This is a genomic window from Pantoea allii (assembly GCF_046529425.1).
Taxonomy (GTDB): domain Bacteria; phylum Pseudomonadota; class Gammaproteobacteria; order Enterobacterales; family Enterobacteriaceae; genus Pantoea; species Pantoea allii.
Map to the genome: position 1 here is coordinate 4341850 of NZ_CP125958.1, position 23871 is coordinate 4365720.

The following is a 23871-nucleotide window of genomic DNA, read 5'->3' on the forward strand; positions in this document are numbered from 1 at the left end:
ATTTGCACATTATGCGCTTTTTTGGCGCACAGCGGGCTCAGCACTCATCATCAGACCATTCTCTTTAAGCCTGCCCAGCACAACCGACGTTTTGACATGGGAAACGCTTTGGTGCCCGGCTAACAACTGGCTGATTAACGCACTGAGTGAGGCTAAATCGGCCACCGCCACTTTTAGCAGGTAGTCGGCATCCCCGGTGGTTTTATAAGCATCTACAATGGCCTCTTCCTGCGCCACCATCTGATGAAAACTCTCGACATACTCAGCGGTGTGGTTGATAAGACGCACTTCGATCAACCCGACCATGCCAAGACCTACCGCGTCCGGCGACAGGCGGGCGTGATAGCCAAGAATCAGGTTTGCCTGTTCAAGATTGATACGACGACGTGAGCATTGCGACGCAGAAAGACCCACTAAATCACTGAGTTCCTGATTGGTAAGGCGGCCATTGGATTGTAACAGAGTGAGGATTTTCAGATCGTAATCGTCTACATGAGTCATGCTGTTTCCATCGCGTAGGAGTGTCGCTTTGCTACAGATAACCCGATTATCTGCGGGATTGTCCAACACTATTTCGTACGGTGGTAAGCGACATGCACAGATCGTGCATGTCGGCGCATAACAGGATTACTCGTCGTCGTATTGCGGTCCGGCGTAGTTATCGAAACGTGACCACTGACCGTTAAAGGTGAGGCGCACGGTTCCGATGGGGCCGTTACGCTGCTTGCCCAGAATGATCTCGGCAATCCCTTTAAGATCGCTGTTTTCGTGATAAACCTCATCGCGATAAATAAACATGATCAAGTCAGCATCCTGCTCGATCGAGCCGGATTCACGCAGATCCGAGTTCACCGGGCGTTTATCGGCACGTTGTTCCAGAGAGCGGTTCAACTGGGACAGGGCCACCACGGGCACATTCAGCTCTTTTGCCAGCGCTTTTAACGAACGGGAAATCTCCGCGATCTCCAGGGTACGGTTATCCGACAAGGCAGGTACGCGCATCAACTGCAGGTAGTCGATCATGATCATGCTCAGTCCACCGTTTTCACGGTAGATACGCCGCGCGCGAGAACGCACTTCGGTCGGCGTCAGGCCAGAAGAATCATCGATATACATATTCTTCTTTTCCAGCAAGATCCCCATCGTTCCCGAAATGCGCGCCCAGTCTTCATCGTCGAGCTGACCGGTACGAATGCGCGTCTGATCGACCCGCGACAACGAGGCCAGCATACGCATCATGATCTGTTCGCTGGGCATCTCCAGGCTGAAAATCAGCACTGGTTTGTCCTGTAGCATGGCGGCGTTTTCGCACAGGTTCATGGCAAAGGTGGTTTTACCCATCGACGGACGGGCGGCCACAATAATCAGGTCTGATCGCTGCAGACCCGCCGTTTTCTTATTCAGGTCCTGGTAACCGGTATCCACCCCGGTAACACCATCATGCGGCGTCTGATACAGCGATTCGATGCGTGAAACGGTGGCTTCAAGAATCTGCTCAATATTCTTTGGACCATCATCTTTATTCGCCCGCGCCTCAGCAATCTTGAATACGTTCGACTCGGCAAAATCCAGCAGATCTTCACTGCTGCGTCCCTGGGGATCGTAACCGGCATCGGCAATTTGATTTGCCACGGCGATCATTTCACGCACTACCGCGCGTTCGCGCACGATATCCGCATAGGCACCGATGTTCGCAGCACTGGGCGTATTTTTTGCCAGTTCTGCCAGGTAAGCGAAGCCACCTGCCATGTCCAGTTCGCCGCGCGTTTCGAGCGATTCAGACAGGGTGATCAGGTCTATCGGCTTGCTGTTTTCCAGCAGGCGCTGCATCTCGGAAAAGATCAGACGGTGCGAGCGATTGAAAAAATCATTAGCCACGACGCGTTCGGACACGTTGTCCCAGCGCTCGTTATCCAGCATTAACCCACCCAGCACCGACTGTTCCGCTTCCAGCGAATGCGGGGGCATTTTCACGCCTTCCAACTGGCGATCCTGCGTTTCGTTCGATTTGTTGGTGGGTTTATTTCCTGCCATAGTGAATGCATTACCGATCTTCTGTGGGGACGCGCAAGTATACCTCAGTTAAGGGGCGCGCCTCACCCTCATGATGAAACAATCACAGGAGTAAGAATGGCAAAGCGTATTCAGTTCAACGCACACGGCGGTCCCGAGGTTTTAAGCTGGGTCGATTTTGAGCTTGCCGATCCCACTGAGCATGAAATCCAGGTAGAAAATCGTGCGATTGGCATCAACTATATTGATACCTACATTCGCAGCGGGCTTTATCCAGCCAGTCACTTCCCGTCAGGCCTGGGCACCGAGGCCGCTGGCGTGGTGACGCGTGTCGGCTCGGCTGTGACACGGTTTAAGCCCGGCGATCGCGTGGTGTATTGCCAGGCGGCACTGGGTGCTTACAGTGAACAGCATAATGTGGCGGAAGAGCGCCTGATGCTGTTACCGGATGCCATTAGCTTTGAGCAGGCGGCCGCCAGTTTCCTGAAAGGGCTGACTACTCAGTATCTGCTACGTCAGACCTACAAGGTGAAACCAGATGAAATCTTCCTGTTTCATGCGGCTGCCGGTGGCGTCGGGTTGATTGCCTGTCAGTGGGCGAAAGCGCTGGGTGCGCACCTGATTGGCACCGTCGGCTCCCCCGAAAAAGCAACGCTGGCAAAAAATGCCGGCGCCTGGGCCACGATTAATTATCAGCAAGACGATATTGCTCAGCGCGTCATGGAACTGACCGGGGGCGAAAAGGTTGGCGTGGTCTATGACTCGGTAGGTAAAGCCACCTGGGAAGCCTCGCTGGACTGTCTGCGTCGTCAGGGGCTGATGGTGAGTTTTGGTAATGCTTCGGGGCCGGTGACCAATATCGATCTCAGTATTTTGAACAAGAAAGGATCGCTATTCGTTACCCGACCTTCCCTGTTCGGATACATCACCAATCGTCAGGAACTGGAAACGGCCAGTGCCGAGCTGTTTTCATTGCTGGCCAGTGGCGCGATTAAGGTCGATGTGCCTGAGCAGCAAAAATTTGCCCTTAAAGAGGCCAGTAAAGCGCATCAGGCTCTGGAGAGCCGGGCCACGCATGGCTCCAGCCTGTTAATTCCCTGAAATAAAAAGGGCTTCCCGCAGGAAGCCCTTTTTTTTATTTTTCATTCGCACTGATGTAGGGTCAGAAGCGATGAATATGTTATGAAACAACGCGACTTATCCTGACAGAAAACATAAGTAAAAAGTATGGCCACCGGCCATTATCTTACCGGCAATGTCACACCCTGTGATCCCGGACACATTTAGTACCAGCCGTCTTTTTCCAGCCGGCTAAAGCGGCGTTTAAGCCTGTTGCGTCGGCGCGTCTCTTCGTCTGTAAAAAAGCGGCGATAAAGCCATACCGCTGCCACCGCCAGGATTAACCAGGGCAAAACCTTCACAATCAGTGCCAGCATGCCACCTACAAACATTACCACCGTTGCGACGATCAGGGCAGCAATCACGCCTAACAGGGACACGCCGGTCAGTAACAGCATCAGGAAAAAACCCAACACAAAAAGAATATCCATTTTGGAGCTCCTCGTTATCAATACACTGACTATTACAAGAAACGTGCCAAAGGTTAACTTTTTGATTTTAATAGAAATAGCAGAAAAAACGAAACCCACAATTGATGAAATTAACCAACTGTTGGTGTTAAAAAAACCAGCCGGGTGGCTGGTTTTGCAGGATTATGCTTCCTGAGGAATTTTGTCGGCGACCAGGGCTAGCGCCGCCTCCAGTACACGGACATCGGCACCGGGCTTGTGGGCGTTTTCACTGAGGTGACGTCGCCACTGACGCGCGCCAGGAATCCCCTGGAACAGGCCCAACATATGGCGCGTAACATGGCCAAGGTAAGTCCCTTTGGTGAGTTCCGCTTCAATATAAGGATACATAGCCCGCACCACCGCGACCGGATCGACCGCAGGACGATCGCGGCCAAATAACTCACGATCCACCTGCGCCAGGATACCGGGGTTTTGATAGGCTTCACGGCCCATCATCACGCCGTCCAGATGCTGAAGGTGCGTTTTTGCCTCTTCCAGCGTTTTCACGCCACCGTTGATCGCAATCGTCAACTGCGGGAAATCGCGCTTTAACTGGTAAACCCGCGGATAATCCAGCGGCGGGATCTCACGGTTCTCTTTCGGGCTGAGGCCAGAAAGCCAGGCTTTACGGGCATGGATAATAAAGGTGTCACAGCCACCGCGCTCTGCCACGGTGCCGATAAAGTCGGTAAGGAAAGCATAGCTGTCCTGATCGTCAATGCCGATACGGGTTTTAACCGTTACCGGGATATCCACCACATCGCGCATCGCGTTGATACCGTCTGCGACCAGGCCGGCTTCCGCCATCAGGCAGGCACCAAAGCGACCATTCTGTACCCGATCTGACGGGCAACCCACATTGAGGTTCACTTCATCGTAGCCGCGCTGTTCCGCCAGCGCCGCACACTGTGCCAGGGCTGCGGGATCGCTTCCGCCCAGTTGCAACGCGACCGGATGCTCCTGTTCGCTGTATGCCAGATAATCGCCTTTGCCGTGAATGATTGCGCCCGTCGTTACCATTTCGGTATACAGCAGCGTGTCCGCAGTGAGCTGACGATGAAAGTAGCGACAGTGACGATCGGTCCAGTCGAGCATGGGGGCAACAGAAAAGCGTTGGGATGAAAAAGTATCGGTCATGAAGCGCAGTCGATCCGGTAGTTAACAGTGATGATATTCTGCGCAAGGATAGCATAAGGGCGGACGACAAGGTATCGCCCGCCCGTTAATGGCAAGGGATTAGAAATTAAATCCAAGCTGTGCCATTGCACCCCAGGTATTGTTTTGGCCCACTGAGCCAGCCAGATCCAGATGCACAGAGTTGTTGAACGGTGACACACCGAAACCGGCTGTGGCCACGTTTTCATCAGTAGAACGCATGTCCGCGCGGTAACCGGCACGTAACTGCAACCACTCCAGCACGCGGTATTCCGCACCTACGCCAGCGTACTGGCTGTTTTCCTGCGATTTAAAGCGGTGGGTTTCGGTCAGATCAACATCACCGGTCAGGGTAACGGGGCCTTTATCCCATGCTAAGCCCGCCGTCACTAATGGGCGGATTTCGTAAGTATCGCGATAGCCGTTCACTTCTTTCGTTTGCAGATCGCGGGAAACCAGGTTTTGTCCGGTCACGCCCAGCGTCCAGTTTTCGGCGAAGACCGTCGCCACACCGGCATCGATGTTAAAACCGCTTTCGGTGCTGCGGTAACGACCGTCGCGCAAATCGTTTTTGTCGTAGTTATAGACGCTGGCGGAGTAATTATACAGCCAGGTTTTTTGCAGTTTTGGCGTAATACCGATTGAGACAGGTTGTCCGGCAATCGTGAACTCATGGGCAACGGAAATACCGTAATCCGTATTCAACGCCGCCAGGCCATTCGCGCTGGAGCCCAGCAGGTTTTGAACGTTCGCCAGGCCAAAGGCACCGCCAGGAATACCTGCAAAGGTGCCATCAGCAACGCCCTGCAGAATAACGATGTCACCTTCTTTCACATTCGCGCGAACGTGCGCCGTACCGTAAGCCTTGGTGATAAAGGCAAAAGGCAGTGTTTCATTGGGAATGGTTACGGCGATTGCCGCACCCGCTGTGGCATTGGCTTTATTACCGCGTAAATCCCTGAGCGTATTGGCTAAGTCGCCGGAGGCAGCCTGGATTTGCGGGATACGGCGTAACAGCTCAAATCCTGTGGCGTTGCCGAACAGATCCTGATAGCGATTTACCGTATCCGTGATGGTATCGATCTTATCGACCATCTTGTCTTTGTCCGTGATTTGCACACCGGCACTGGGAATAATAATGCTGACGTTATCGTCGGGCCTGGCTTTGGTCATTAACGCCGGGTTAGCCAACACAGCCGAACCGTAGTTTGAGGACGCCACGCCCGTTCCGCCCATGGCGTCGTTGCGGGCATCATACCAGGTTCCGGCGGCCAGTGCGGAAGATGAAAAAACCAGGGCATTGAATACTGCAGGAAAAACCAGAACGGAACGTGGAACGGTTAATTTTGCCATTTGCTTATCATCACCTGAAATATTGCCGTTAATACATTAACGACTGAATAGTTTGTTAGCTCCATTGTGGAGGATTGCTAACGCTTTATTGCTGTGAATTCAGAGTAAATAGTGGCGCAATTCCGTGGATTGATTATTTTTCGATCCGATATGTGAGGTTCCCGCCGAAAATGCTTCAGGCAAATCCAGTCTGGGCCAGCACTTTATTAAGAACATTTAAACATTAGTTCTTAACTCAGTGAGATGTAAAGTAAAAGTAAAAAATATCTATAAACATTCTGAAACAGACTGGTACGAAGCCAGCTTTCAGCAAAGGATAAGCGAACGGAAGGGAAGAAACAGAAGCGTGTAGGCGGGCGCTGTCTGGCTGGCGGCAAGGTTCAACGTCATAACGATTATTGTGATAAGATAACATCACCTGTCTAGCGGAGAAACGCCATGTCAACCATGACGCCAGAGCAAATTATGACCCAGGCTGAGAAGCTGTGTTTACAGCGCGGTGTTCGCCTGACGACCCAGCGAGCAGAAGTGCTACGGTTGATGGCCGGACAGCCAGGCTCTATCAGTGCTTATGACCTGCTTGATCAGTTGCGGGTTAGCGAGCCGCAGGCTAAGCCGCCTACCGTTTATCGTGCGCTGGATTTCTTGCTCGAACAGGGTTTTATTCATCGGGTTGAATCGAATAACAGTTATGTCATGTGTCATCACTTCGAAGCGCCTGCGCATACGTCGGTTATGCTGGTTTGCGATCGCTGTGCTGGGGTGACAGAGAAGCAGGCTCAAGGCGCAGAGCAGATCATCGCGTCTTTAGCTCAGGAGGCACACTTTGTGCTACGCCATAGCGTGATTGAAGCTCATGGTTTATGTGAGAACTGTGCTGAAGTTGAGGCCTGTGAACATCATGAACATTGTGATCACGACCATCAGACTGAAGGGAAAAAGCGCGGTAAACGGGGTTAACAGGGTTGAGGTTACAGGGTTGGGGTTACAGGGTTGGGGTTACAGGGTTAATGTGCACATCCTTGTGCGGTGGCCGGCATGAGCGTACCGACCCGGGTAGGAGCGTCCCTGAAAGCGTGATTACCAGCGGTAATCTTTGTTGGAACCTTCCCAGGCCGTTACTTCTTTCTCCGCTTCTTCTTTCGCGTAGCCGTAACGTTCCTGAATTTTTCCGACCAGCTGATCGCGTTTACCTTCAATGACTTGCATATCATCGTCGGTCAGCTTGCCCCATTTCTCTTTCATCTTTCCTTTGAACTGTTTCCAGTTACCACTCGCTTCGTCTTTATTCATTGCAGACCTCCACGTCATCCTTCGGTTTCGTTTTATTTTGCAGTTAAACAAAATCACGATATAAAGCGCTACTTAACAGCGCCATTCAAAGTTAATTGTAGTAGGTAATTTCAGGTTTGCCGGAAAAAATGAAAATAATATGTATCCTGCGTCATAATTCCGGTTCAGCGATCAGGCAGTGAACCAGGTGCCATTGCGCCAGTGTTTACGCCAGACCAGCCACAAGGATAAGCCACGCAGGGCAAGGAAGACCGCTATCGCCAGCCACAAACCATGGTTGCCGAGCAGGGGCACCGTAGCGAGCGTCAGGAAATAGCCCAAGGCAGCCACCGCCATGCTGTTACGCATTTCTCTTCCCTTTGTCGCACCAATAAACATGCCATCCAACAGATAGCACCAGACGCCGATTAGCGGCATGACAATCTGCCAGATCAAAAAGCGGTCAGCGGCCTGTTGCAGCGCATGGATAGAGGTGAGGAATGCCACTATCTGATAGCCAAACAGGGCATAGACGAGTGAGAAAAACAGCGCCACCACCAGCGCCTGACGACAGGCAGATAGCCATACCTGCTGCAGCCGGGTGCCGTTTTTTGCCCCGTGCGCTTCACCGGCAAAGGCTTCTACGGCGTAGGCAAACCCATCCAGCGCGTAGGCGGTGAACGTAATGAACATTAACAGGATGGCATTGACCGCGACGACGTCAGGGCCAATGCGGGCGCCGAGCACGGTAAGAGAGGCAAAGCAGAGCTGCAACAGCAAGGTGCGCAGTAAAATATCGCGATTAAGGCGAAGAAGGCGGTGGATGTCGCCGCGCCAGCTGTGAGTGAGCATCTCCAAGGTGATACCCCGCAGCGTTAGTACGCGCCACACCATCACCGCACCGACCAGTAACGTTGCGTATTCTGCCAGCGCGGTGGCGCTAGCGGCACCCGCCACGCCCCAGTGCAAACCCAGCACGAGCCAGAGATCCAACAGGATATTAATGACGTTACCTACCACCAGCAAGATGACCGGTGCCCTGGCATACTGAACGCCCAGCAGCCAGCCCAGGATGACTAAATTAGCCAGCGTTGCGGGCGCACTGAGCCAGCGAATATGGATAAACAGGGCTGCCTGCTCCAATACCGCGGGGTCCCCACCAATAAAGCGGGTGGCTAACGTCGTAACGGGATAGCGAAGGAAGATAAATAAGAGGCCCGCGACCAGCGCGATGAGCAGTGGCTGAGTCAGCGCTCGCGCCAGAGCGGTCTTATCACCCGCACCCAATGCCTGAGCCGTTAAGCCCGTGGTACTCATACGCAGAAAAAGCAGCAACATGAAGATGAAGCTGGTGATGGTCGTACCGACAGCCACACCACCCAGATAAACCGGGCTGTCAAGATGGCCGATCACGGCCGTGTCGACCAGACCGAGCAGAGGAACCGTGATATTTGACAGGATCATGGGCAGCGCTAACCGCCACAGGTTTTTATCGGTAGCTGTCAGAAAGCGCATTCTTGAATCCGTGCGATAAACCGCCGGGGCCAGAGATAAACCCACAGCGGCAAAGTAAGGGCAGACTGGAGAACGTTAAGATTGACGCATGCCAATAACCTTAACGGGTTTTACAACCACTCACCGTTACGGACAATGCCGACAGCCAGACCTTCAACGGTGAGAGACTGGGCACGTGTGTCAACAATGATAGGCTCGAAATCGTTGTTTTCAGGTAAGAGATGCACCACAGAACCCTGTTTCTTCCAGCGTTTTACCGTGACTTCATCATCAATACGCGCAACCACAACCTGACCATTACGCACTTCCTGCGTTTTGTGAACCGCCAGCAAATCACCATCCATAATGCCGATATCTTTCATCGACATTCCGCTCACGCGCAACAGGAAATCCGCTGCAGGCTTGAACATGTCAGGATCTACTTTGTAATGCGTTTCAATGTGTTCCTGGGCCAGTAATGGCTCACCGGCGGCGACGCGACCAATCAACGGCAGGCCGTCTGATGGCTCTTCTTCCATTAACAAACGGATACCGCGGGACGCACCAGAGACGATTTCAATCACGCCTTTACGCGCCAGTGCTTTCAGGTGTTCTTCGGCTGCATTTGGCGAACGAAAACCAAGCTGCGCGGCGATTTCTGCACGCGTTGGCGGCATGCCTGTTTGATTAATGTGGTCGCGAATCAAGTCGTAGACCTGTTGCTGCCTGCTGGTTAATGCTTTCATCCCGCCCCCTGGTTGTTTATACAGTCGCTGTGAGTATATACAGGTATTGGTGAAATGGAAACCAAAACTCAGGCCAAAATCAGTTATTTGACGCGAGATGGAACGCTTATCGCAAATGCGACCAAAGCAGCGTTCCCCAGACAAAAAGGGCCAGTAATATTGCGATGAAAACGGCGGCGGAGCCCATGTCTTTTGCTCGTCCAGCAAGAGGATGCCGCTCCTGACCGGTGCGGTCTACCACCGCTTCTATGGCACTGTTCAGGACTTCAACAATAATCACCAGTACGACAGAGCCAATCATCAGGATGCGCGAAACGCTATCGACATCCAGCCAGCAGGCCAGGATAATCGCTACCAGTGCGGTAACCGCTTCCTGACGGAAAGCAGCTTCATGCTGCCAGGCAGCACGAAGACCTTGCCATGAATAGCCCGCAGCTTTCACAATTCGGTTAAGGCCGGTGACATTATTTGTCATAATAAAGGAACTCTTTTCAAAGGATTGACGTCAATATTGGGCAGCGCACAATTGTCGCTGTCACAGATTTTTGCTGCGCTTTCTGATAAGCTTGCGCCGCTTTGCTAACAAGAGGCTTCATGTTGTCTATGTCAGGTTGGCGTATACTTTTTTATAAATTACTGAATTTACCCCTGTCGTTTCTGGTAAAGAGTAAGGCCATTCCGGCCGATCCCGTATCCGAACATGGGCTGGACCCAACCCGGCCTATTATGTATGTCCTGCCTTATGATTCAAAGGCCGATCTCCTGACTTTGCGCGCGCAGTGCATCAGGCACGAGCTGCCCGATCCGCTTTCGCCGCTGGAGATTGACGGGGCCTTGCTGCCGCGTCATGTCTTTATCCACGATGGCCCACGCGTGTTTCCCTATTTCGTGCCCAGCGTCGAGTCGGTAAAAATCTTCCACGAGTATCTCGATCTGCACCGCAGTAACCCTGAGCTTGATATCCAGATGTTACCGGTTTCCGTCATGTTCGGCCGCGCACCCGGCCGGGAAGTGCAGGGAGAAGATAATCCGCCTCATTTACGTTTGTTAAATGGGGTACAAAAATTCTTTGCTGTGCTCTGGCATGGTCGCGACAGTTTTGTGCGCTTCTCGCCAACCGTTTCCCTGCGTCGTATGGCGACTGAACACGGTACGGATAAATCAATTGCGCAAAAACTGGCCCGGGTCGCTCGTATCCACTTTGCCCGTCAGCGTCTGGCAGCGGTCGGTCCGCGCCTGCCCGCGCGTCAGGATTTGTTCAATCGCCTGCTGCAATCGAAAGCGATAGAAAAAGCGGTAGAAGACGAAGCCCGCAGCAAGAAGGTTTCGCATGAAAAAGCCCAGCAAAACGCCGTTGAAATGATGGAGGAGATTGCCGCCAACTTCTCCTACGAAGCGATTCGCGTCACGGATCGCGTGATGGGTTGGCTCTGGAGTCGACTTTATCAGGGCATCAACGTCAACGGCGGTGAGCGCGTTCGCCAGCTGGCTCAGGACGGTCATGAAATTGTTTATGTGCCCTGCCACCGCAGCCATATGGATTACCTGTTGCTGTCTTACGTGCTGTATCACCAGGGGCTGGTCCCGCCGCACATCGCCGCCGGTATTAACCTGAACTTCTGGCCTGCCGGGCCGATTTTCCGCCGTCTGGGTGCCTTCTTTATTCGCCGGACCTTTAAAGGCAACAAGCTCTATGCCACCGTCTTCCGTGAATACCTGGGTGAACTCTTTACCCGTGGCTATTCCGTGGAGTACTTCGTGGAAGGGGGCCGTTCACGTACCGGCCGGCTGTTAGATCCGAAAACCGGCACGCTGTCCATGACGCTGCAGGCCATGCTACGCGGCGGCACGCGCCCTATCACGTTAGTGCCTATATACATCGGTTACGAACATGTCATGGAAGTGGGCACCTATGCGAAAGAGCTTCGCGGTGCCACGAAAGAGAAAGAAGGCTTCATGCAGATGGTGCGCGGCTTACGTAAGCTGCGCAATCTCGGTCAGGGTTACGTGAACTTTGGCGAGCCGCTACCGCTGATAAATTATTTGAATAAGCACGTTCCTGAATGGCGCGATGCTATCGATCCCATTGAAGCACAGCGTCCCGGCTGGTTGACCCCGGCGGCGAACGATATCGCGGCCACCATCATGGTGCGTATTAACGAAGCCGGCGCGGCGAATGCCATGAACCTGTGCGTTACCGCTCTGCTTGCTTCGCGTCAGCGCTCTTTGACCCGCGAGCAGTTGGTTGAGCAACTGGAGTGCTATACCCAGTTACTGCGCAACGTGCCCTACTCGCCGGATGCCACCTTGCCCGACATGTCTGCCGAAGCCCTGCTGGATCATGCGCTCAGCATGAACAAATTCGAGAGTGAAAAAGACAGTATTGGTGACATCATTATTCTGCCGCGCGAGCAGGCGGTACTGATGACCTACTACCGTAATAACATTCATCATATGCTGGTCATGCCGTCGCTGATTGCGGCGATTGTGCAGCAGCATCGCAACCTGAGCGAAGCCGAACTGCTGCGTCAGGTCAGCCTGATCTATCCCATGCTGAAGAGCGAGCTGTTCCTGCGCTGGAGCCATGATCAACTGCCGCAGTTACTGACTAACTTATGTCAGGAACTGACGCGTCAGGGGCTGATTACCGTTGAGGCAGGTCTGCTGTCGTTTAACACCGCGCGTTACCGTACGCTTCAACTGCTGGCCGCCGGTGTGCGTGAGACGCTGCAGCGTTACGCCATCACCTTCTCGATTCTTAGCGCCAAGCCCACCATTAACCGGGGCACGCTGGAAAAAGAGAGCCGTACCCTGGCGCAGCGCCTGAGCGTGTTGCACGGGATCAATGCGCCGGAGTTCTTTGATAAAGCGGTGTTCTCCTCACTGGTGCTCACGCTGCGTGATGAAGGTTATATCAGCGACAGCGGTGATGCCGACGTGGCGCAGACGCTGGCGACCTGGCACATCCTGGCTGACCTGGTCACCAGCGATGTACGCATGACCATCGAAAGCGCCGTAGCGCACGATTAGCGGATTCGCGATGACGAGAAAGGCGACCCTGAAGGTCGCCTTTTTTATTCGCACGCTGGTACTGAGGCACTCAGCAGCGTTGACGCACATTCGCGAACTGACCGCGATTCTCGTCGGGGCGGTTAAAGGAGCTGTGAAAACGGCGGCGTATTCATCAGCACGCCCAGAAACAGAACCAGTCCCACATAGTTGTTATTCAGGAAGGCGCGGAAACAGGCCTGACGATCGCGCTGCGCAATCAGCTTTTGCTGATAAACAAATAACCCACCAGCCAGTAATAGCGTCCAGTAAAACGCGCCGTTCAGATCCAGCATCGTCCCCACCAGCGCCATCAACACCAACGTAGACAGCTGCAGCAGACCAATAATCAATTTGTCGTAGCGACCAAACAGTATCGCCGTGGACTTAACGCCTATCTTCAGGTCATCCTCGCGATCAACCATGGCATATTGCGTATCGTAGGCCACCGTCCAGCAAATGTTTGCCAGGAATACCAGCCAACAGACCAGAGGTAAGGACTCACTAACTGCCGCCCACGCCATGGGGATCGCCCAGCCAAAGGCTGCGCCTAACACCACCTGAGGCAGATGCGTATATCGCTTCATAAACGGATAGACCCAGGCCAGCGCCAGGCCCACGACCGAGAGCATAATGGTCATCAGGTTCATGCTCAGTACCAGGGCAAACGCAATCAGCCCCAACACCACAAACAGCATTTTGGCTTCTTTCGCCGTCACGGCACCGCTTGCCAGCGGCCGGTGCCTGGTGCGCTCAACGTGCCCGTCTACCTTACGGTCGGCATAATCATTGATCACACAGCCCGCAGCGCGCATCACAAAGACACCCGCGACAAACACCGCCAGTGTCGGCAGCGGTGGGACGGTCATCTTTGCCAGCCAGAGCGCCCACAGCGTTGGCCACAACAGCAGTAAAGCGCCGATCGGTTTATCGATTCGCATCAGGCGGCTGTAAGCCTGCCATTTCGTCATTTTTTGTGTGTTTTGCACAGGTCAAACCCTTAACCTTGATCACGATAGACCGGCGATGCCGGTAAAAACAGTTCCGTTAACAGTAGCGGCTTACCCGACAGCCGCAGCCGGGACCGGCGTCCCCAGAGCGTTTCGACGCTGCCAGGCTCAATAAAATCGCGGGTAAGCGTTGATGAGGAGAACAGGTAACGTCCCAGAGGCCGCGTACCGAGTTGCTGTAACATGGTTTCCGGGCCGTTGAGGGTACTTTCAGGCACCAGCGTGCGTCCCGCCAGCCACGGCTGCTCATCTCCGTAGAGAATCACTTCACGCAGCCAGAAACGCTGGTCTGCAGGTAATAACGCGCCTTCGTCGCCTAATTCGTCAGCATCGATAAAGCCTTCGCGTACAGGTTCGACCCTGACCTTCTGGCAATGCTGTTCGAAACGTCGCGTCATGGAGTCCTCCTCCATCAGCCAGTCACGAAGCGGTTGCGTAAATGCGGCATCGTCCAGCGCCAGCCAAGTGAGTGAACGTAATAAACGGAGCGGGTCTTGCGTCATGGCACTTTCCCCCAAAAATTTTCAGAGAGGTAGTTTAGCGCAGAGCGATACGAGGAACACCGTCCTGAATGCTGACGGCTTCGTTACTCGCGTTTAAGCCGGTTACTGTTTGCCAGCCACAGGGTGATAACCAGCAACAGGATAGCCGCGGAATAACATAACGTATCAATGGGATTTTTATGGTCGACGATGATCAGCCTGATGATGGCGGTAATCCCGATGTACACAAAGTAGCGTAAAGGGAAATGGTAGCCCGACTGGAAGTACTTCACGATGAGTGCAATAAATTCGAAGTAGAGAAAATAAATCACAATGCCGTCAATCAGCAGGTAGGACGACGCCTGCTCACCGGTGCTAAACAGGACATTGGCTAAATGGACTGTCTCTTTGCCCAAAAACACCATCAAAATCACCGCCAGGATCAGCAGTCCCGCGTTCAGTACCCACTGCATCAGGCGCGCAATCTTCTGTGCTACCGGGTTTTTGTCACTCATCTCACGCCTCAAAAATTAAATGGGGTTTTATTGGCGCTATCATGCGTGAGTGTGACCTAAATCACAATATAGCTGTCAGGCTTACCGCACCCGCTGCCATTCCTCCCCCCAATGTGACATGAGGAATGCTTATTAATGAACGCCATAACCCCTGAAAGATCAGAATCATAAAGCAAGAACAGCGCGGGTGAGGATGGATGTTTTCACGCACATCGCGCGCCAACTGCGGCTGTTGCTACGCCTGACGCCGATTATCCCTTTATGACTACCTGGTTGAATCCACCTGTTGGTAAAGCCTGTCATCCCTTTTTCACATGTGAGGGCTACATTGACTCGGTTTTGGCGACCGAATGATCCAGACCCGGTTTTAGCCCGACACCGTTCAGCTCTACGCATTCACTGCCTTATGTAGCGGTATTGCCTGTATCGACTGGCAGCTAATCAGCCGAAGCGCCAGCGCATAAGACGCGATGCGGCCGGGAAAAGGCATTTAACCCACTCCGTTTTCGCAGAAAAGTTTGTGTGTACTTACAATCAAAAAAGCTATTGATAAAAAACAATATTTAACGATGATCGAAACAATAACGCTGCATCAGACAACCCAATAGTGCCCTGTTAAGAGTACCGACGCGCACAACCTAAGCCACAGTAAGGAGAACAGCATGAAAACGATTCTGGTGATTCTGGACGGCCTGAGTCATCACGTGGCACAACACGCTATGGGCTACCTGCATGCAGAATGTGCCCATGGCAAAGGCCATTACTACAGCCTGACCTGTGCGCTGCCTTCGTTGTCACGTCCGCTATATGAGTGCATTCTGACCGGCGTCGCACCGGTGGAAAGCGGGATTATTCATAACGATGTCAACCGCATGAGCCACGAACGCAGTGTGTTTCACTATGCGCGTGACGCCGGGCTGACCACCGCCGCCGCCGCTTACCACTGGATAAGCGAACTGTATAACCGCACGCCCTTCGAACCAGCCCGCGATCGTCACACGGACGCCCCGACGCTGCCTGTTCAGTTTGGGCACTTTTACTCCGACGACGGCTATCCCGATTCCCACCTGTTTGAAGATGCCGAAAGCCTGCGGTTACGTTACAACCCGGACTTCCTGCTGATTCATCCGATGAATATCGATCATGCCGGTCATCAGCATGGCCTCTCTTCTACCGCGTACCGCAACAGGGCGCGCATGGCAGATGGTTATCTGTCACAGTGGATGCCAGGCTGGCTGGCGGAAGGCTATCAGGTCATGGTTACCGCCGACCACGGCATGAACGATGACCGTTCGCATGGTGGCATGTTGCCAGAAGAAACGACCGTTCCCCTGTTTGTATTTGGTGAAGGCTTCTCGCGAAAGGCCGGGCTGGCCCCGCAACAAACCGAACTCTGCGGCACCCTGTGTTCGCTGCTCGGCGTCACACATGATAAGCCGGTCCATCGCGCCTTGCTGGCGGGTTCAGCGTCCTGACGTTAACGCGCTGAAGACCGGGCAGAGAACGTACAGATTTCCACATTCCCGCCGCGCGGGATCATCATGAGCCGCAGCGGCACCTCACCCTGGACTGACGGCGACCGTCTTCCCCTTCAGCGCTGTCAAAACGGGCGGCCTCGTCTTGTCTGTAGCCAGTCTTTCCGCCGTAGATATTCGTTCAGTCCTGTTTCAGGCGTGCACAATCAGGAAGGTGAGCGACGTGCGCCGGGTTGGATTTGTCCATGCAGATCAGTAGAGTAGTCTACATTTAACGATGTCGACATTGCGCAGGTTGCTTAAAACACTGAAAAAAATTGCGCAGCGTCCGGTAGCCACGTTCTCAGATTGCGCTTTCCATCAGGCTGGCAATCTGCACCGCCTGAAGCCTGATGGTTGAGGAGCGACTATACGTGTTAACCCTGCTTAACTTACTCTCTGCCGTTGCGCTTCTGGTATGGGGCACACATATTACCCGCTCCGGGATTATGCGCGTGTATGGTGCCGATTTGCGCCGGGTACTCAGCCGTAGCGTGGAAAAGAAACCCATGGCGTTTCTTGCCGGCGTTGGCGTCACCATGCTGGTGCAAAGCAGCAATGCCACCACGCTACTGGTGACGTCATTCGTTGCTCAAAACCTGGTGAGCCTGACGCCTGCGCTGGTGGTGATATTGGGGGCGGATGTCGGCACGGCCATTATGGCGCGCATCCTGACGTTTGATCTCTCCTGGCTTTCACCGCTATTTATCTTTTTCGGCGTGGTCTTTTTCATCAGCCGCAAGCAAACCCGGGCCGGACAGCTCGGCCGCACCAGCATTGGTCTGGGACTCATCCTGCTGGCACTGCAACTGATTGTCGAAGCCGCCAAACCTATCACTCAGGCATCCGGCGTACAGGTACTGTTCTCCAGCTTAACCGGTGACGTGATGCTGGACGCCCTGCTCGGGGCCGTCTTTGCCATTATCAGCTACTCAAGCCTGGCGGCGGTGCTGATTACGGCCACGCTCACCGCAACCGGCGTAATCGCCTTTAAGGTAGCGCTGTGTCTGGTGATTGGCGCCAACCTTGGCAGCGGTCTACTGGCCGTCATCAATGGCAGTGGTTCCAACGCAGCCGGTAAACGCGTGGCGATGGGCAGCCTGCTGTTCAAGTTGATTGGCTGCGTGATTATTCTGCCCTTTGTCGATCCGCTGGCAGTGTGGCTGGATAAGCTGCCGGTAAATGACGAAGAGCTGGTGATCTTCTTTCATGTCTTCTACAACCTGATTCGCTGTGTGGTGATGGTGCCGTTTGCCGACGCCATGGCGCGGCTGTGTTGCCGACTGATCGCTGACGATGCCGAAAGCGAGACGACGCTGAAGCCCCGGCATCTCGACAGCAGCGCGCTGGATACGCCAGCACTGGCGCTGGTCAATGCTGCGCGTGAGGTGTTGCGCATGGGGGATGTGCTGGAGCAGATGCTGGATACGTTTCTGCAAGTGGTGCGTGGAGAAGCCCGGGCGGAACGCAGGGTACGGCGGCTGGATGATGACGTGGATGTGCTGTATACCGCCATCAAGCTTTATCTGGCGCGCATGCCCAAAGAGGACTTATCCGAGCAGGATTCCCGCCGCTGGGGGGAAATCATTGAAATGTCGCTGAACCTGGAACAGGCAGGCGATATCATCGAGCGCATGAGCGGCGATGTGGCTGACAAGTCTCTTGCCGCGCGACGCACCTTTTCGCCCGAGGGACTGAAAGAGCTGGAAGCACTACATGAACAGCTGATTGATAGCCTGCGGCTAAGCCTGTCGGTTTTTCTCTCACACGACGTCACCAGCGCGAAGCGGCTGCGCCGCGCCAAGCACCGTTTCCGCCTGAAAATACGCCGCAATTCCCACTCCCATGTTAACCGCCTGCATCAGCAGAACGTGCAGAGCATTGAAACCAGTTCGCTGCATCTGGGGTTGCTGGGTGATATGAAGCGGCTGAACTCGCTGTTTAGCGCGGTAGCCTACACGGTGCTGGAGCAGCCTGATGATGAGCGGGACGACGATTAACATGCGGGGGCCGTTTGGCCCCCGCGAGGTCAGTTTCGCCCGCACAGCGTTACTTTTTTTTCTCGACCGGTTTGCCCGACCAGTAACCCGCAAGCAGCGAACCGGACAGGTTATGCCAGACGGAGAACAGGGCACCCGGCAGCGCAGCCAGTGGGGAAAAGTAGAGTTTGCCCAGCGTTGCAGCCAGTCCGGAGTTTTGCATGCCGACTTCCAGCGCCAGCGTGCGGCAGGTGGACTCATCGAAGCCAAACAGTTTCCCGCCCCAGTAACCTCCCAGCAGACCAATGGCATTGTGCAAGATGACCGCGGCAATCACCATCGCCCCGACTGATCCAATAAAGCTCTGGCTGCCCGCCACCACGGCGCTGATGATCAACAGAATACAGATCATGGAAAAGGCCGGAAGATAAGGCTCGATCCGGCGTACCACGCTGTTCATGGTGTGATGGATGATCAAGCCTAACCCGATAGGGATCACGACGATCTTCACGATGCTCAGTAACATCCCCGCGACATCAACCTGAATGTGCGTATCCACATAAAGGCGCGTCAGTAACGGCGTGGCAAACACGCCTACCAGCGCCGACACGGAAGAGATCGTGACGGAAAGCGCCACATCGCCCTTAGCCAGATAAATCATCACGTTAGAGGCGGTGCCGCTGGCAACGCTGCCAACCAGAATCATGCCTGCAGAGAGATCGGGCGGCATATGAAACAGCTTAGCCAGTGCCCAGGCCGCCAGTGGCATCACCAGATAGTGTAAAAAGGTCCCGGCGATTACCGGCGCCGGGCGCGTCAGTACGCGTTTAAAATCGTCAATATTCAGCGTCACGCCCATGCCAAACATAATCAGCATCAGCAGATACACCACCCACGGACCGATGCCAAGAAAGGTCGTGGGTGAGTAGTAGGCAGCCGCAGATAACAGGACGGCCCACAGAGGGAACAAGCGAGTTAAGGTGGCGAGCATGAACAGACATCCTTATAAGCAAGTGAGGGATTACTGTGAAAGAACGCGTTGCCGTTCAGCAGCTGATCATTAAAAAGCCGGACAATGTCCGGCTTCAAACTTATCCTGGCGATGCGCTTATTCAAACAGATTGTGATGCAACGTGCGCACCACGCTTTCAGCATCATTGCCCGGCACCAGGAAGCAGAGGTTATAGCTGCTGGCACCGTAACAGATCATCCGCAGGTTGAAAGGTTCGAGCACGCCGAAGACCTCTTTCCCAACCCCGCAGGCTTTTGACAGCTCGTTGCCGATAATCGCCACCAGCGCCAGGTTTTCTTCCACCTCGACGCGACACAGTGACGACAGTTCCGTCAGCAGCGCCTGGCTCAGCAGATTGTCGCCCGTTGAGGTTGAACCGGTGGTATCCAGCGTTAACGCAACGCTGACTTCAGACGTGGTGATGAGATCCACTGACACGTTGTGACGCACCAGAATATTGAACACTTCAGACAGGAAGCCTGGCGTGTGTAACATATTCAGGCTGTGCAGCGTCACCAGGGTTTGCTTGCGACGCAGGGCCAATGCACGGAACAGCGGGGGATTGGCTGTCTCATTGCAGACGCGCGTGCCGCCCGCTGCCGGATCTTTGCTGGAGCCGACAAACACCGGGATGTCGCTACGAACGGCAGGCAGCAGAGTTGCAGGATGCAGCACTTTGGCCCCAAAGGTGGCCATTTCTGCCGCTTCCTCAAAGGTAATTTCATCAATACGTTTAGCCGCAGGCACCACGCGCGGGTCAGTGGTATAGATGCCCGGTACGTCAGTCCAGATATCCACGCGCGACGCTTTTAACGCCTCACCCAGCAGGGCCGCCGTGTAATCACTGCCGCCGCGACCGAGCGTAGTGGTGCGCCCTTTTTCTTCGCTGCCGATAAAGCCCTGAGTCACCACCAATGACGCCGCAATACGCGGCTGCAACTGCGCGCTGACCTGTTCCGCCAGAACGGCCACATCCGGCTCAGCACGGCCAAAACGGTCATTCGTGCGCATCACTTTGCGAACATCGAACCATTCAGCATTCACCTGGCGTTCACGCAGGATCTCGACGAACAGTAGGGTCGACATCAGTTCGCCATGGCTGACCAGTTCGTCGGTTAAGGCGTTAGAGGTGGCCAGCGCGGCCGCGTCTGACAGCATGCCGATGTTGTCGATCATTCGGTCGATTTCGTCGCGAATAACGTCAGGATGTTGCAGGCGATCGATGATGGCATATTGAATGCGGCGGATGTCATCAAGTTGAGCCGCACGCTGCGATGTCTCCTGACCTTCTGCAAGGGAGACCAGCAGATTCGTGATGCCCGCAGAGGCAGAGAGCACCACCAGCCGGGTATTGCTGTCCTGCAATACCACATCGGCGCTACGGTTCATGGCATCGAAATCGGCAACGCTGGTACCGCCAAATTTCGCTACATTCAGATTCAGAGACATTGTATGACCTCGTGTCAGGGTACGTTGCCCTCACCCGTTGACGGATGAGAAACAGTAATTCAGCCTAAGCACAAGGAAAGAGCAGAAACGGGCAGACAAGATCGAATAGACGAGTCACCCAGAAGCGCTCCACCTTGCAAAACGTCCGACTGTGGACGTTTCTGGTGACAACCCAGAGGATTCAGCCCCTGTAGCCGACAGGCAACACACCGTGTGTTGACCACCTCGGCGTCGCTCCCCCTGATGTGTTATCTCCGGATACGGTTCCTCCAACACACTGCCTGGGCGACGCGCCTCTTCTGGCTTGCGCACAGGTGCGCAAGTAGCGCGCATAGATTTATCGATTTCTGCCCCTGCTGTCAATCACCGTCGTGGGACAATTTTTCATGCAGAGCGCACCGGATAACAAATTTCGCCTTATCGCAGCGACTACAGTGCTTAATGGCTTCAGCAAGGCCACCACTTTCTGATGCGGCACAAAGTATGCGGGCCGCCAATGCGCCATACTTTTCAGCCCTTCTCCCATGGGATCAGACTGAAATTTAGCGGCATTATCCACCGTGAAACAGACGGTTTTCATTACCGTGCCATTATGGCGCAGACAAAATTTTCCTTTCAGTTGCAACTGTGGTCATACTGAAATGCTAACCGGGTACGATGCGACCCCGATGGAATGACGGTTCTTAATATCAACAAGAGTGTTGCCATGAAAAATATCAATCCGACCCAAACCGCAGCCTGGAAAGCGCTGCAAGAGCACTATGAACAGATGAAAACGGCGAAAATTGCCGACCTGTTTGCCCAGGATGCCGATCGTTTTGCTAAATTCTCAGCCACCTTTGACGACCAGATGCTGGTGGATTTTTCCAAAAACCGCATTACCCAGGAAACCCTCGATAAGCTTCAGGCACTGGCAAAAGAAACCGATTTAAGTGGTGCGATTAAATCCATGTTCTCCGGTGAGAAGATTAACCGCACTGAGGATCGCGCCGTGTTGCACGTCGCGCTGCGCAACCGCAGTAATACGCCGATTATTGTTGATGGCAAAGATGTGATGCCTGAAGTCAACGCCGTGCTGGAAAAAATGAAAGGCTTTTCAGAACGCATTATCGGCGGTGACTGGAAAGGCTATACCGGAAAGCCCATCACGGATGTCGTTAACATCGGTATCGGTGGCTCCGACCTCGGCCCGTTTATGGTCACTGAAGCGCTGCGTCCGTATAAAAACCACCTGAACATGCATTTTGTGTCCAACGTTGACGGCACGCACATCGCGGAAACGCTGAAAGATCTCAGCCCTGAAACCACGCTGTTCCTGGTCGCCTCTAAGACCTTTACCACGCAGGAAACCATGACTAACGCGCACAGCGCACGTGACTGGTTCCTGAAAACCGCCGGCGATCAACAGCACGTTGCCAAGCACTTCGCAGCGCTTTCCACCAACGCCAAAGCGGTAGGTGAATTTGGTATTGATACGGACAACATGTTCGAATTCTGGGACTGGGTTGGCGGTCGCTATTCACTGTGGTCAGCAATCGGCCTGTCGATTATCCTCTCCATTGGCTTCGATAATTTTGAGCAGTTGCTGAGTGGCGCCCACGCCATGGACAAGCACTTCTCAACGACGCCCGCAGAACAGAATATTCCGGTACTGCTGGCGTTGATCGGAATCTGGTACAACAACTTCTTCGGGGCTGAAACAGAAGCCATCCTGCCGTATGACCAATATATGCATCGCTTTGCGGCCTATTTCCAGCAGGGAAATATGGAGTCGAACGGTAAATACGTTGACCGTGCAGGTCAGCCTGTCACCTACCAGACAGGCCCGATTATCTGGGGCGAACCGGGCACGAACGGCCAGCACGCGTTCTACCAGTTGATTCATCAGGGAACCAAACTGGTGCCGTGCGACTTTATCGCACCGGCAGTGAGTCACAATGCGCTTGCCGATCATCACCCTAAACTGCTCTCTAACTTCTTTGCCCAGACCGAAGCGCTGGCTTTTGGTAAATCGCGTGACGTGGTGCAGAAAGAATTTACCGATGCCGGCAAATCTGCGGAATCGGTGGCGCACATCGTGCCGTTTAAGGTTTTTGAAGGTAACCGGCCGACTAACTCCATTTTGTTACGCGAAATCACCCCATTTAGCCTGGGTGCCCTGATTGCCCTGTATGAGCATAAAATCTTCACCCAGGGTGCCATCCTGAATATCTTTACCTTTGACCAGTGGGGCGTTGAACTGGGTAAACAGCTGGCGAACCGTATTCTGCCAGAGCTGGAAAATGACAGTAATATTACCAGTCATGACAGCTCCACTAATGCCTTAATTAATTGCTACAAGAGCTGGCGTTAAATTTCCACAAGCACAAAAAGGCGGCTATTTAGTCGCCTTTTTCATTGCATGGCGCTGAGTGCAACCCGCTTTTAATCTGAAAAGCCCGCAAACGGATTGGATAATTCTTAAAATAGGCTGAGGCAAATCTGAAGATGACTGGTGTTTGAATATGACAATCTTATTAAAAATGGACCTAAATCAGCACACAGAACATTCTTACCTGTTGTTTTATAATGCTATTTAATTTATTCATGCGTGAGGAAATTCCGATTATTCTTATTCCGTACCAAACAATACTAAATAAGTAGAAACCGCTTTGCTTTCTCCCTGTTCGCAGACAAATATTCGGCCTTTTAAGACAAACTCACGGCTTTAAAATAAGTTAACGCTAAATTTACTTAATTTAGCCCGTTTTTTGCCCTGCATTTCGACAGGTTTTTACGTTACTGAACTCTGGTATTTTGTTGCCCTATACTGGACGCGCCCGTAATGGGTCTGTCCTTCGACTTTGCGGCAACGGTTCATTCTGTTGTGCAGAATTGTCGGATAGCAATCCTTCATTCACTCAATGTAGGTGTTGTTATGAAAAAACGCATGATTGCCGGTCTGGCATTACTCATCGTAGCCGTCTCTTCCAGTGCGTTTGCCGCGCCGGAAGAAGCAGGTGCTGCAGCGGGCGCACAAGCGGGCACTATGTCCGCAGGTACGACTACCGCTGTGGGTATCGGCGTGCTTGGCGCGTTAGTAGGACTCGGTGTTGCCGCTTCTGGCGGTGGTGACGGGGCAAATACTGGTACAACAACCACAACCACAACGGGCACCACACGTTGATGGGTACCCTGCTCCTTCGGGCTGTAGCAAGGCTGCGAACGCGCATATCACGATTCATTTGCGCAAGTTAATGAGTCGCCATCAGGACGCCA

21 protein-coding genes and 1 riboswitch are annotated in these 23871 nt (G+C 53.6%); of the genes, 7 read left to right on the forward strand and 14 right to left on the reverse strand.

Annotated features, from left to right (window positions below; translation table 11 throughout):
- Nucleotides 1-9: 9 nt before the first annotated feature.
- A complete protein-coding gene (locus QNH99_RS20360; protein ID WP_063877991.1) occupies nucleotides 10-501 on the reverse strand; it encodes an Lrp/AsnC family transcriptional regulator in 492 nt (163 codons plus the stop codon).
- Between the two features lie 126 nt (nucleotides 502-627).
- Nucleotides 628-2034 (reverse strand): replicative DNA helicase, encoded by a 1407-nt coding sequence (dnaB, locus tag QNH99_RS20365; RefSeq protein ID WP_063877990.1) that lies wholly within the window; start codon nucleotides 2032-2034, stop codon nucleotides 628-630.
- 96 nt (nucleotides 2035-2130) lie between these two features.
- Here dnaB and QNH99_RS20370 point away from each other — a divergent pair, with 96 nt between their 5' ends.
- Nucleotides 2131-3114 (forward strand): quinone oxidoreductase, encoded by a 984-nt coding sequence (locus QNH99_RS20370; RefSeq protein WP_063877989.1) that lies wholly within the window; start codon nucleotides 2131-2133, stop codon nucleotides 3112-3114.
- A gap of 182 nt (nucleotides 3115-3296) precedes the next feature.
- Here QNH99_RS20370 and pspG read toward each other — a convergent pair whose 3' ends face one another.
- The 3 genes from pspG to traF all read right to left on the reverse strand — a co-directional run bounded on the left by pspG (nucleotide 3297) and on the right by traF (nucleotide 6092).
- The gene (gene pspG / locus QNH99_RS20375; RefSeq protein WP_063877988.1) at nucleotides 3297-3563 is read right to left on the reverse strand and encodes an envelope stress response protein PspG; all 267 of its coding nucleotides are present in this window, start codon (nucleotides 3561-3563) and stop codon (nucleotides 3297-3299) included.
- 162 nt (nucleotides 3564-3725) lie between these two features.
- Complete coding sequence (gene dusA / locus QNH99_RS20380; protein ID WP_109716776.1) at nucleotides 3726-4721, reverse strand: tRNA dihydrouridine(20/20a) synthase DusA; 996 nt, start codon at nucleotides 4719-4721, stop codon at nucleotides 3726-3728.
- Between the two features lie 99 nt (nucleotides 4722-4820).
- Nucleotides 4821-6092, reverse strand: a complete 1272-nt coding sequence (traF, locus tag QNH99_RS20385) for a conjugal transfer protein TraF (RefSeq protein ID WP_063877986.1) — start codon at nucleotides 6090-6092, stop codon at nucleotides 4821-4823.
- 438 nt (nucleotides 6093-6530) lie between these two features.
- Between traF and zur the strand changes: the two genes are divergently transcribed.
- Complete coding sequence (gene zur / locus QNH99_RS20390; RefSeq protein ID WP_063877985.1) at nucleotides 6531-7052, forward strand: zinc uptake transcriptional repressor Zur; 522 nt, start codon at nucleotides 6531-6533, stop codon at nucleotides 7050-7052.
- Between the two features lie 120 nt (nucleotides 7053-7172).
- Here the strand turns inward: zur and QNH99_RS20395 are convergent, their stop codons facing one another.
- The 4 genes from QNH99_RS20395 to QNH99_RS20410 all read right to left on the reverse strand — a co-directional run bounded on the left by QNH99_RS20395 (nucleotide 7173) and on the right by QNH99_RS20410 (nucleotide 10079).
- Nucleotides 7173-7385 (reverse strand): CsbD family protein, encoded by a 213-nt coding sequence (locus tag QNH99_RS20395; protein ID WP_014606944.1) that lies wholly within the window; start codon nucleotides 7383-7385, stop codon nucleotides 7173-7175.
- A gap of 171 nt (nucleotides 7386-7556) precedes the next feature.
- A complete protein-coding gene (dinF, locus tag QNH99_RS20400) occupies nucleotides 7557-8879 on the reverse strand; it encodes an MATE family efflux transporter DinF (RefSeq protein ID WP_063877984.1) in 1323 nt (440 codons plus the stop codon).
- 110 nt (nucleotides 8880-8989) lie between these two features.
- Entirely contained in the window at nucleotides 8990-9604 is a 615-nt protein-coding gene (gene lexA, locus QNH99_RS20405) for a transcriptional repressor LexA (protein WP_063877983.1), read from the reverse strand.
- Between the two features lie 106 nt (nucleotides 9605-9710).
- Complete coding sequence (locus QNH99_RS20410; protein ID WP_063877982.1) at nucleotides 9711-10079, reverse strand: diacylglycerol kinase; 369 nt, start codon at nucleotides 10077-10079, stop codon at nucleotides 9711-9713.
- A 128-nt stretch (nucleotides 10080-10207) separates the two neighbouring features.
- Here QNH99_RS20410 and plsB point away from each other — a divergent pair, with 128 nt between their 5' ends.
- Nucleotides 10208-12634 carry a glycerol-3-phosphate 1-O-acyltransferase PlsB gene (gene plsB / locus QNH99_RS20415; RefSeq protein ID WP_063877981.1) on the forward strand — a complete coding sequence of 809 codons (2427 nt, stop codon included), beginning with the start codon at nucleotides 10208-10210 and terminating at the stop codon, nucleotides 12632-12634.
- Nucleotides 12635-12756: 122 nt separating this feature from the next.
- Here the strand turns inward: plsB and ubiA are convergent, their stop codons facing one another.
- From ubiA to psiE, 3 genes are all read right to left on the reverse strand, one after another.
- Complete coding sequence (gene ubiA, locus QNH99_RS20420; protein WP_410517132.1) at nucleotides 12757-13641, reverse strand: 4-hydroxybenzoate octaprenyltransferase; 885 nt, start codon at nucleotides 13639-13641, stop codon at nucleotides 12757-12759.
- A gap of 11 nt (nucleotides 13642-13652) precedes the next feature.
- Nucleotides 13653-14165, reverse strand: a complete 513-nt coding sequence (ubiC, locus tag QNH99_RS20425; RefSeq protein ID WP_063877979.1) for a chorismate lyase — start codon at nucleotides 14163-14165, stop codon at nucleotides 13653-13655.
- A gap of 83 nt (nucleotides 14166-14248) precedes the next feature.
- Nucleotides 14249-14659 carry a phosphate-starvation-inducible protein PsiE gene (gene psiE / locus QNH99_RS20430; RefSeq protein WP_410517133.1) on the reverse strand — a complete coding sequence of 137 codons (411 nt, stop codon included), beginning with the start codon at nucleotides 14657-14659 and terminating at the stop codon, nucleotides 14249-14251.
- Nucleotides 14660-15321: 662 nt separating this feature from the next.
- Between psiE and QNH99_RS20435 the strand changes: the two genes are divergently transcribed.
- Nucleotides 15322-16134, forward strand: a complete 813-nt coding sequence (locus tag QNH99_RS20435) for an alkaline phosphatase family protein (RefSeq protein WP_410517134.1) — start codon at nucleotides 15322-15324, stop codon at nucleotides 16132-16134.
- Between the two features lie 413 nt (nucleotides 16135-16547).
- Nucleotides 16548-18173, forward strand: a complete 1626-nt coding sequence (locus tag QNH99_RS20440; RefSeq protein WP_063877976.1) for a Na/Pi cotransporter family protein — start codon at nucleotides 16548-16550, stop codon at nucleotides 18171-18173.
- Nucleotides 18174-18222: 49 nt separating this feature from the next.
- Here the strand turns inward: QNH99_RS20440 and panS are convergent, their stop codons facing one another.
- On the reverse strand, nucleotides 18223-19143 hold the full coding sequence (panS, locus tag QNH99_RS20445; protein WP_218994664.1) for a ketopantoate/pantoate/pantothenate transporter PanS: 921 nt from the start codon (nucleotides 19141-19143) through the stop codon (nucleotides 18223-18225).
- A gap of 117 nt (nucleotides 19144-19260) precedes the next feature.
- Nucleotides 19261-20613, reverse strand: a complete 1353-nt coding sequence (gene lysC, locus QNH99_RS20450; RefSeq protein WP_063877974.1) for a lysine-sensitive aspartokinase 3 — start codon at nucleotides 20611-20613, stop codon at nucleotides 19261-19263.
- A 114-nt stretch (nucleotides 20614-20727) separates the two neighbouring features.
- A riboswitch (Lysine riboswitch) is annotated at nucleotides 20728-20920 on the reverse strand.
- Nucleotides 20921-21319: 399 nt separating this feature from the next.
- Between lysC and pgi the strand changes: the two genes are divergently transcribed.
- Nucleotides 21320-22966 (forward strand): glucose-6-phosphate isomerase, encoded by a 1647-nt coding sequence (gene pgi / locus QNH99_RS20455; protein WP_283349845.1) that lies wholly within the window; start codon nucleotides 21320-21322, stop codon nucleotides 22964-22966.
- Between the two features lie 564 nt (nucleotides 22967-23530).
- Entirely contained in the window at nucleotides 23531-23779 is a 249-nt protein-coding gene (gene yjbE, locus QNH99_RS20460; protein WP_063881076.1) for an exopolysaccharide production protein YjbE, read from the forward strand.
- Nucleotides 23780-23871 lie beyond the last annotated feature (92 nt).